Source organism: Myxococcota bacterium, assembly GCA_035498015.1.
In the GTDB taxonomy this organism is placed as follows: domain Bacteria; phylum Myxococcota_A; class UBA9160; order SZUA-336; family SZUA-336; genus VGRW01.
The window spans coordinates 1-9,307 of sequence record DATKAO010000162.1; the positions used below are offsets into that span (position 1 = coordinate 1).

The following is a 9,307-nucleotide window of genomic DNA, read 5'->3' on the forward strand; positions in this document are numbered from 1 at the left end:
CTTGTGGTCGACCAGCGCCTCGAGCTCGATCAGGCGCGCGAGCGCCGAGCCCTTGGTGATCACCGCGTCGTTCAGCACCAGCCCGCGCAGCAGCTCGCGCCCGTCGCGCGAGTGAGTGACCTCGAAGCGCGAGCGCTCGACCAGCGCGAAGTCGCCGCGCAGCGCCGCCTCGAGCGCGGGCTCGGCTTCCGCGGGGCTCACGTCGGTGAGAAAGCCCAGGTGACCCAGGTTCACGCCGAGCACCGCCACGGGCCGGGCGCCGATCGCGCGCACGGCCGCGAGCACCGAGCCGTCGCCGCCCAGCACCACGAGTAAGTCCGCGTGGGCCGCGACCTCTTCCAGGCTGCGGCCGCCCGACTCACCCAGGTGAGTCGCGGCGTTGGTGTCGAGCACCACGTCGAGCCCGCGCCGGCGCGCGAGCGCCGCGAGCCGGCCCACGAGCGGGCCCGCGCCGGCCTGGCCGGCCTTCACGGTGAGCGCGATTCGCTTCCAGCCCCCCATGCGGCCCGCGACGATAGGCCCCGCGTCCGGCGGGGGCAAGCAAGCTAAGCTCTCGCGATGGACGAGCTGTTCCCGCGCGAACCGCCGGTCACAGCCCAGGTTCCCGCCGACGCACCTCTGGCGGAGCGCATGCGGCCCCGGACACTCGAGGAGTTCGAGGGCCAGGAGCATCTGCTCGGCCCCGGCGGACCGCTCGGCCCCGTGCTCGAGTCAGGCGCGAAGCTGCCGTCGTGCATCTTCTGGGGGCCGCCGGGCTCGGGCAAGACCACCCTGGCGCGGCTGCTCGCCGAGCGCGCGGGCCTGCGCTTCGCCTCGATCTCGGCCGTGCTGTCGGGCGTGAAGGAGCTGCGCGAGGAGATCGCGCGCGCCGAGGACGAACGGCGGCGCGGCCGGCGGACGGCGCTGTTCGTCGACGAGATCCACCGCTTCAACAAAGCGCAGCAGGACGCGCTCCTGCCGCACGTGGAGCGGGGCACGGTGGTGCTGCTCGGCGCCACCACCGAAAACCCCTCGTTCGAGGTGATTCCCGCGCTGCGCTCGCGCGCGCGCATCTTCACCCTGCGCGCGCTCGACGAGTCACTGCTGACCCGCATCGTGAGCCGGGCCCTGGCCGACCGCGAGCGGGGCCTGGGCGGGCGCGGAGTCCGCTCGACGCCCGAGGCGCTCGAGCTGATCGCGCGGCTCGCCCAGGGCGACGCGCGCCGCGCGCTCGGCCTGCTCGAGTCGGCGGCGGACCGCGCGCGCGGGGAGATCTCTCGCGACGACGTGGCCGCGGCCTTCGAGTCACGCCTGCCCGACTACGACAAGGGCGGCGAGGCGCACTACGACGTCATCTCGGCCTTCATCAAGAGCCTGCGCGGCAGTGACCCCGACGCGGCGGTCTACTGGCTGGCGCGCATGTTGGAAGGCGGCGAGGAGCCGCGCTTCATCCTGCGCCGGCTCATGATCTTCGCGTCCGAGGACGTGGGCAACGCGGACCCGCTGGGTCTTCTGGTCGCGACCGCCGCGGCCGAGGCGTTCGATCGCGTGGGTCTGCCCGAGGGCCAGCTGATCCTGTCGCAGGCCACGACCTATCTGGCGTGCGCGCCCAAGAGCAACGCCAGCCTGCTCGCGATCAGCCGCGCCTCCGAGGTCGCGCGCGAGCGCGGCGCCCTGCCCGTGCCGCTGCCGCTGCGCAACGCGCCGACGCAGCTCCTGCGCGAGCTCGGCTACGGCAAGGGCTACCGCTACCCGCACGACGCTCCGGGTCACTTCGTGCGCGAGCAGTATCTGCCCGACGACATCCGCGACGAGCGCTTCTACCTGCCGTCGGACCAGGGCGCGGAGCGCGAGACCGGCGAACGCCAGCGCAGGCGCTGGGAGCGCGAGAAGTGACTCGCTAGCCCTTCCGGTTCACCGCGACGAACAGCGTGCCGTCGCCGCGCCTCACCAGGAACAGCACCGAGTCGCCCGCCTGGCTGACCAGCTTGTCGACCTCGTCGGCGCTGTGGGCGGGCTTGCGGTCGACCTCGACGACCAGGTCGCCGGGGCGCAGGCCGGCGTCGGCCGCGGGACTGCCCGGCTCGACGCCCGCGATCACGGCGCCCTTGGCGTCCTTCAAGCCGAGCTGCTGGCGCAGGTCGTCGTCGAGGTCGGTGACCTGCAGGCCCAGTGACTCCGCGCCGCCGGCGTTCTCGCCGCCGCCGCCGTGCGCCTGCTCTTCGGACGACGCCGCGAGCTTCTCGATCTTGGCCTTGAGCGTCACGGTCTTGCCTTCGCGCAGGACCTCGACCGGCACCGTGTCGCCGACCTTCGTGCCCGCGACCGCGATCGACAGGTCGCGCGGCCGCGCGACCGGCCGGCCGTTGAAGCTCTGGATCACGTCGCCGCGCTTCAGGCCCGCCTTGTCGGCCGGCCCGCCGGGGCTGGTCTGCGCGACCAGCACGCCCTCCTTGGCGTCGAGCTTGAGCGCGGCCGCGAGCTCGGGAGTCAGCTCCTGGATGCTCACGCCCAGCCAGCCGCGAGTCACCGAGCCGCTGGCCTTGAGCTGCGGCAGGATCTCCTTGGCCAGGTTGATCGGCACCGCGAAGCCGATCGTGTTGGCCTGCGGGTTGATCGCGCTGTTGATGCCGACCACCGCGCCGGTCAGATCGAGCAGCGGCCCGCCCGAGTTGCCGGGATTGATGGCCGCGTCGGTCTGGATGTAGTCGTCGTACGGCCCCTGCCCCAGCTCGCGGCCCTTGGCGGACACGATGCCCATGGTGACCGTGTGGTCCAGACCGAACGGGTCTCCGATCGCGATCACGAAGTCACCGGGCAGGATCGCGTCCGAGTCACCGAGCGGGAGCGCAGCCAGGTCTTTGGCGTCGGCGACCTGGATCAGCGCGAGGTCGGTCTTCGGGTCGGTGCCCACGATCTTCGCGTCGCGCACCTTGCCGTCGGCGAAGTGGACCTTGATCTCGTCGACGCCCTCGACCACGTGATTGTTGGTCACGATGTAGCCGTCGGGCGAGATCACGAAGCCCGAGCCCAGGCTGGGCACCTTGTACTCCTGCCGCTGCGGCGCGCTGCGCCGCCCGCGCGGGCCACCGAAGAACTCCGGGAACATCTCGAACGGGAAGCCCGGGTTGAAGTCGCGCACCACGGTCTTCGAGGTGTGAACGTTCACCACGCCCGCCGCTGCGTTTTGCGCCAGCTTGGCGACCAGCGAGTGCTTTTCGCCCGCGCCCGGCTCGATCGGAAAGTCGGTCCAGAAGCGCGCGGCGGGCGACGGGGTCTCGCTGTGCTCGCTCGGTCCGCTCTCGGCCCGGGGCGAGCTGGCCAGGTTCTTCGCGCCCTTGGGCGCGAGCGCCCCCGAGCGCAACACCAGATAGGCGGCGAGCCCGCCGAGCAGCACTCCGAGCGCGACCTGAAACACCCGTGCCAAGCCGCCGGAACCTACCCGAACTGCGCACGGATCGGCAACCGAGTCGCAAGCTCCGGTGTGCCCGCCTGGATGACGGCGAACTCATCGCCGCGAGAGACCGCCCGGAAAGCGTGCGCGGCCTGGCGGGGCGGACGGGACTCGAACCCGCAACTTCCGGCGTGACAGGCCGGTGCTCTAACCGATTGAACTACCGCCCCTGGCCGGCGCTCTTGGTACAGAACGCGCCTTTCTTTTTCAAACACGAAGGCTTCAAGTTCGGTGCGCCGGCGCCGATCGCCCAGGAAGGATGGGAATCGACGAGTGGCGGAGCCTGGCGCGGCGCGGCGATGACGGCGCGCGCGAGCTCGCCTGCGCGCTCGAGCGCGTGCCGGGCCTGAGCGACGCCGTGCTCGAGGCCGCCAACCGCCACGCCGCGCGCAGGCACGTGCCGCTGCGCAGCGTGGACCGCGCGGTGGTGGTGCTCGGAGCGCGCGTGGTGGTCGAGATCGCCCTGTCCATGCTCCCGGACTGACTGCGGTAGACTGCCTCCATCCACGGGAGGCGAGGCATGGCCGAGTTCGACTGCGTGGTCCGAGGCGGAACGGTGGCAGACGGCACGGGCGAGCCCCTGCGCGAGGCGGACGTCGCGCTGCGCGGCGGGCGCATCGCCGAGGTCGGGAAGGTCGCGGGCCGCGGGAGCGAGGAGATCGACGCCCGCGGGCAGCTCGTGACGCCGGGCTTCGTCGACATCCACACCCACTACGACGGCCAGGCGACCTGGGCCTCGCGGCTCTCGCCGTCGTCGTGGCACGGAGTCACCACGGCAGTCACCGGTAACTGCGGCGTCGGCTTCGCGCCCTGCCGGCCCGAGGACCACGGCACGCTGATCCGGCTGATGGAGGGCGTGGAGGACATCCCGAACGCCGTGCTCGCCGAGGGCCTGCCCTGGGACTGGGAGACCTTCCCCGAGTTTCTCGACTCACTCGAGCGGCGCAGCTACGACATCGACTTCGCGGCGCAGCTGCCCCACGCAGCGGTGCGCGTGTACGTGATGGGCCAGCGCGGCGCCGACCGCGAGCCCGCGACCGCGGACGACATCGCGGCGATGGCGCGCATCGCGCGCGAGGCGGTCGAGGCCGGCGCGCTCGGCTTCTCGACCTCGCGCACCTTGAATCACCGCTCGAGCGACGGGAAGCCGACCCCGACGCTGACCGCGGCAGAGGACGAGCTGTTGGGGATCGCCCTGGCACTCGGTGCCGCCGGCAAGGGCGTCCTGCAGTTCGTGACGGACTTTCCGGATCCGGAGCGCGAGATGGCGATGCTGCGCCGGCTGTGCGCCGAGTCCGGGCGCCCGCTGTCGGTCTCGCTCGCGCAGGCCGAGCAGGCGCCGGAGGCATGGCGGCGCACGCTGCGTTGGATCGAGGAGTCTGCGGCTGCCGGTCTGCCCATGCGCGCGCAAGTCGCGGGCCGGCCCGTCGGACTCATGTTCGGGCTGGACACGACGCTGAATCCGTTCTCGACTCACGCGAGCTGGAAGGCGATCGCCGGGCTGCCGCTCGCGGGCAAGCTCGCGCGCCTGCGCGACCCCGCGTTCCGCGCGCGGCTCCTGGCCGAGAAGCCGGAGAGCAACGCGCCGTTCCTCGCCATGGTGCTGCAGAACTTCGAGAAGATGTTCGTGCTGGGCGACCCGCCCGACTACGAGCAGCCGCGCGAGCGCGCCGTCGGCGCGCAGGCCCGCGCGCAGGGGATTCCCGCGCACGCGCTCGCGCTCGACGTCATGCTCGCGAACGAAGGCCGCGGCATGCTGTATTTCCCGTTCCTGAACTACGCGGGGTCGTCGCTCGACGCCTCGCTCGCCATGATGAAGAGCCCGAGCACCGTGCTCGGCCTGGGCGACGGCGGCGCGCACCTCGGCACGATCTGTGACTCGAGCTTCACGACCCACATGCTGACTCACTGGACGCGCGACCGCACGCGCGGCGAGCGCGTGCCGGTCGAGACCGTCGTGCGCTGGCACACGCGAGACACCGCCGAGGCCGTGGGCCTGCGCGACCGCGGCGTGATCGCGCCGGGCTACAAGGCGGACCTGAACGTGATCGACTACGACCGGCTGAAGCTGCGCCCGCCGCGCATGGTGCACGACCTGCCGGCGGGGGGGCGCCGCCTGGTGCAGGACGCCGAGGGCTACCGCTGCGCGATCGTCGCCGGTGAAGTCACCTACCGGGACGGCCAGGCGACCGAAGCGCTGCCCGGGCGGTTGGTGCGCGGCGCGACACCCGCCCCCGGCTGAGTCTCAGGCGGCCCCGGCCAGGAGCTCGCTCTTCTTCTGGTCGGTGAAGGCCTGCAGCCGGGCCATGTAGGCGGCGCGCAACTGGTCGCGGCCGTTCGGCCCGAGCTTGTCGAACCAGTCGTCCTCGCCGAGCATCTCGCCCAGCCGCGGCGCGTTGCGGTGCAGCATCTGCACGTCGACTCGCTTCGGCTCCAGGCTGCGCAGGATGCCGCGGTTGAAGTGCGAGTGCAGAGTGACTCGCTCGCCCGGCTCGCTGCGGTCGCCCTGCCAGTGCCACACGCCGTGCGTGAAGTACACGACGGAGCCCTTCGGCATCTCGATCGGCACGCCGCCCGCCTTCGAGTCACTGGCGCGCGGACCACGGCGCATACGGTGACTGCCGGGTATGATCCAGGTCGGCCCCGACGCCACGCGCCAGTCTTCGAACGCCCACACCCCGACGCCGGTCAGCGCGAACTCCGGATACGGATCGGGAATCATCGAGTAGTCGGTGTGCAGGGGGATCTGCCCCGGACCGGGCCCGCGCCGGATCGAAGACAGCGAGCCGATCACCGCGCCGCGGCCCAGCGACGCGTCGATCAGGGTCATGAGCTGCGCGTGCTGGGCGATGCGCTCGAATTCCGCGCCCTGGTAGAGCATCCACTGCAGCGTGAAGGTGTTGTGCGGCAAGAGCGCGCGCAGCGTCGCGTCGCGCAGCTCGTCGGCGAACTCCGGGCTGATCGCGCGCTCGAGCACCGTGTAGCCGTTCTCCTCGACCTCGCGCACCTTGCCGGCGATCCCGAGCCGGCTCGCGCGGTGCGCCAGGTCGGGATTCTCGACGGTGCGGCGCGCCATGTGGTCGTGCAGGAGGCCCACGAGCTCGCGCGCCGCAGGATCCTTCAGCAGGCCGCGCGAGCGGATCGCGTCCTTGCCGTACAGGTGCGTGATCTCGCGAATCGCGTGCTGCATCACCCCCGGAGCGAGCCAGCCGACCGCCTGCGCCGCGTTCAGCGCGACCTGGTAGTCACCCTCGACCACGACGTCGGCGCCCGAGTCGAACTCGCGAGAAACGTGCACCTGCTCGCCGTCGTAGCGCAGTGACCACTGCGCGACGTCCTGGGGCAGCTTCAGGTGCGGCGGAGCCGCCGTGAGCCGCTCACTCAGCGAGAACGGCCGCCCACCGAGCCGCTCCTTCCGCGCCGCCACCTCCCGCTCGAGATACTCCCGCGCCTTCTCCAGCCAGCGATCCGAGAGCAACTCGACATGGTGCGGCAACGTGACCATGACCCGATCTTAACAGGAGGCGCAAGCTTCGCGCAGCGAGCCGAAGGCGAGCGAAGACGGGTGGGGCGGCTGAGCCGCGCCGGGGTCCCGTAGGACTGGGCGGAGAGGGATTCGAACCCCCGGCCCGCGCCGTGTAAAGGCGCCGCTCTACCGCTGAGCTATCCGCCCGCGCTCGGGATCGTAGCGCGCGCGAGATCGATCACGATCTCCCAGAAGAACTCGGCCTGCGCCAGGCCGGCCCGCTCGTAGACCAGGGGGAACGTCACGGCGCTCGCGATCAGCGACAGGACGAGCGCGCTCGAGTCGAGGCTGGCGCCGCTGCGGTAGTGATTGAACACGAAGCTCGAGACCGCGCCGGCAAACACGCCGAGAAAGAACGCCGGCTGGCGAAGTCGCTCGATCGGGAAGGCCTGCGCAGCGCTCGCAGGTGGCGCGGAGCGCGTCCAGAGCGAGAAGTAGTCGGCCAGGGAAGTCACCCGCCGAGTATCTCCCCTCGGCAAACCGGCGAGCTGGGCGCGAACTTGGGATCGTGCCCCCGCGCTAGTTCACGTTGGCCGGGGTCTCGACCTCGCCGACCTCGAAGATCTCCTGGAGCGCGTACTCGGGCATGTCCTCGACCAGGCCCTGCTGGGCCGAGTGCTCGGGGAACTTCAGCGCGTAGCGCAGCACCTCGTCCATGTGCTCCACGTAGCGGATCTGCAGGCGCCGCTTCACCTTCGCGGGGATCTCCTTCAGGTCGCGCTCGTTCTCCTTGGGGATGAGCACCGTCTCGATCCCGCCGCGCACGGCGGCGATCAGCTTCTCCTTCAGGCCGCCGATCGGCAGCACGCGGCCGCGCAGCGTGATCTCGCCGGTCATCGCGATGTTCGCGCGCACCGGGATGCCCGTGAGCGCGGAGACCAGCGCGGTGGCCATGGTGATGCCGGCCGACGGGCCGTCCTTGGGCACGCCGCCCTCGGGCACGTGCACGTGCAGGTCGACCTTCTGGTAGAAGTCGCGCGACAGACCGAGCTGCTTGGCGCGGCGGCGCACGTAGGAGAGCGCGGCCTGCGCCGACTCTTTCATCACGTCGCCCAGGTGACCCGAGACCTGGATGCGGCCCTTGCCGGCCGTGACCAGCGCCTCGATCGTGAGCAGCTCGCCGCCGACCTCGGTGAACGCGAGGCCGGTCGAGATGCCGACCTGGTCGGACTCTTCCTTCTTGCCGAAGCGGTACTTCGGCACGCCGAGATACTTGCGCACCTGCTTGGGGCCGATCGTGGCCGAGATCTTCGACTCACTCGACACCACCTCGCGCGCGAGCTTGCGGCAGATCGAGCCGATCTCGCGCTCGAGCGAGCGGACGCCCGCTTCCTTGGTGTAGCGGCGGATCATCTCGTACAGGCCCGGGTCGGTGAACTCGATCGACTGGCCCTCGAGCCCGTGCTCCTTGATCTGCTTGGGCACGAGGAACTGCTTGGCGATCTCGAGCTTCTCTTCCTCGATGTAGCCCGGCAGCTGGATGATCTCCATGCGGTCCTGGAGCGGCCGGGGGATCGTGGCCAGCGTGTTGGCGGTGGTGATGAACAGGATCTTCGACAGGTCGTACTCGAGGTCGAGATAGTGATCGTCGAAGGTCTTGTTCTGCTCGGGGTCGAGCACTTCGAGCAGGGCCGACGACGGGTCGCCGCGGAAGTCGGTCGACATCTTGTCGACCTCGTCCAGCAGGAACACCGGGTTGCCCGAGCCGGCCTTCTTCAGGCCCTGGATGATCTTGCCCGGCAGCGCGCCGATGTAGGTGCGGCGGTGGCCGCGGATCTCGGCCTCGTCGCGCACGCCGCCCAGTGACACGCGCACGAAGTCGCGGTCGGTCGCGCGCGCGATCGAGCGCCCGAGCGACGTCTTGCCCACGCCCGGCGGGCCGACCAGACACAGGATCGGGCCCTTCATGTGGCCCACGAGCGCGCGCACCGCGAGATACTCGAGGATGCGCTCCTTGGGCTTCTCCAGCCCGTAGTGATCGCCGTCGAGGATCTTCTCCGCCTCCTTGACGTCGATCTTCTCCTCCTTCTGCTTGTTCCAGGGAAGAGACAGGATCCAGTCGATGTAGTTCCGCACGACGGTCGCCTCGGCGGACATGGGCGACATCATCTTGAGCTTGCGGATCTCCTTCTTGCAGCGGTCCTCCGCGTGCTCGGGCAGTGAGTGCTCGGCGAGCTTCTCCTCCAGCTCCTGGATCTCGTTCTTGAACTCGTCGCGCTCGCCCAGCTCTTTCTGGATCGCGCGCATCTGCTCGTTCAGGTAGTACTCCTTCTGGGAGCGCTCCATCTGCTTCTTCACGCGCGAGCGGATGCGTGACTCGACCTGCAGCACGTCGATCTCGCCCTGCA

At 70.7% G+C, this 9,307-nt stretch carries 8 protein-coding genes and 2 tRNA genes; 3 read left to right on the forward strand and 7 right to left on the reverse strand.

Features of this window, described 5'->3' with window-relative positions:
- Positions 1 to 501 (reverse strand): NAD(+)/NADH kinase (locus tag VMR86_14555; GenBank protein ID HTO08267.1); only part of this gene is annotated, 501 nt, incomplete at its 3' end.
- 57 nt (positions 502 to 558) lie between these two features.
- On the opposite strand from VMR86_14555, the gene VMR86_14560 reads away from it, so the two are divergent.
- Positions 559 to 1,875: a replication-associated recombination protein A gene (locus tag VMR86_14560; GenBank protein HTO08268.1), complete on the forward strand. Its 1,317-nt coding sequence runs from the start codon at positions 559 to 561 to the stop codon at positions 1,873 to 1,875.
- A 4-nt stretch (positions 1,876 to 1,879) separates the two neighbouring features.
- On the opposite strand, the gene VMR86_14565 is transcribed toward VMR86_14560, so the two are convergent.
- Both VMR86_14565 and VMR86_14570 read right to left on the reverse strand, forming a co-directional pair.
- Complete coding sequence (locus VMR86_14565; GenBank protein HTO08269.1) at positions 1,880 to 3,397, reverse strand: Do family serine endopeptidase; 1,518 nt, start codon at positions 3,395 to 3,397, stop codon at positions 1,880 to 1,882.
- Positions 3,398 to 3,526: 129 nt separating this feature from the next.
- A tRNA-Asp gene (locus VMR86_14570) sits at positions 3,527 to 3,603 on the reverse strand.
- 89 nt (positions 3,604 to 3,692) lie between these two features.
- Between VMR86_14570 and VMR86_14575 the strand changes: the two genes are divergently transcribed.
- Positions 3,693 to 3,917: an HDOD domain-containing protein gene (locus VMR86_14575; protein HTO08270.1), complete on the forward strand. Its 225-nt coding sequence runs from the start codon at positions 3,693 to 3,695 to the stop codon at positions 3,915 to 3,917.
- Between the two features lie 36 nt (positions 3,918 to 3,953).
- Entirely contained in the window at positions 3,954 to 5,675 is a 1,722-nt protein-coding gene (locus tag VMR86_14580) for an amidohydrolase family protein (protein HTO08271.1), read from the forward strand.
- Between the two features lie 3 nt (positions 5,676 to 5,678).
- On the opposite strand, the gene VMR86_14585 is transcribed toward VMR86_14580, so the two are convergent.
- From VMR86_14585 to lon, 4 genes are all read right to left on the reverse strand, one after another.
- Positions 5,679 to 6,938, reverse strand: coding sequence for a phytanoyl-CoA dioxygenase family protein (locus VMR86_14585; protein HTO08272.1), 1,260 nt, complete (start codon positions 6,936 to 6,938; stop codon positions 5,679 to 5,681).
- 96 nt (positions 6,939 to 7,034) lie between these two features.
- Positions 7,035 to 7,106: transfer RNA gene (locus VMR86_14590), tRNA-Val, on the reverse strand.
- Positions 7,097 to 7,414, reverse strand: coding sequence for a hypothetical protein (locus tag VMR86_14595; protein HTO08273.1), 318 nt, complete (start codon positions 7,412 to 7,414; stop codon positions 7,097 to 7,099). Before VMR86_14595 ends, VMR86_14590 begins: the two co-directional genes overlap by 10 nt.
- Before the next feature lie 64 nt (positions 7,415 to 7,478).
- Positions 7,479 to 9,307, reverse strand: a 1,829-nt coding sequence (gene lon, locus VMR86_14600; protein ID HTO08274.1) for an endopeptidase La, incomplete at its 5' end; no start/stop codon positions are given.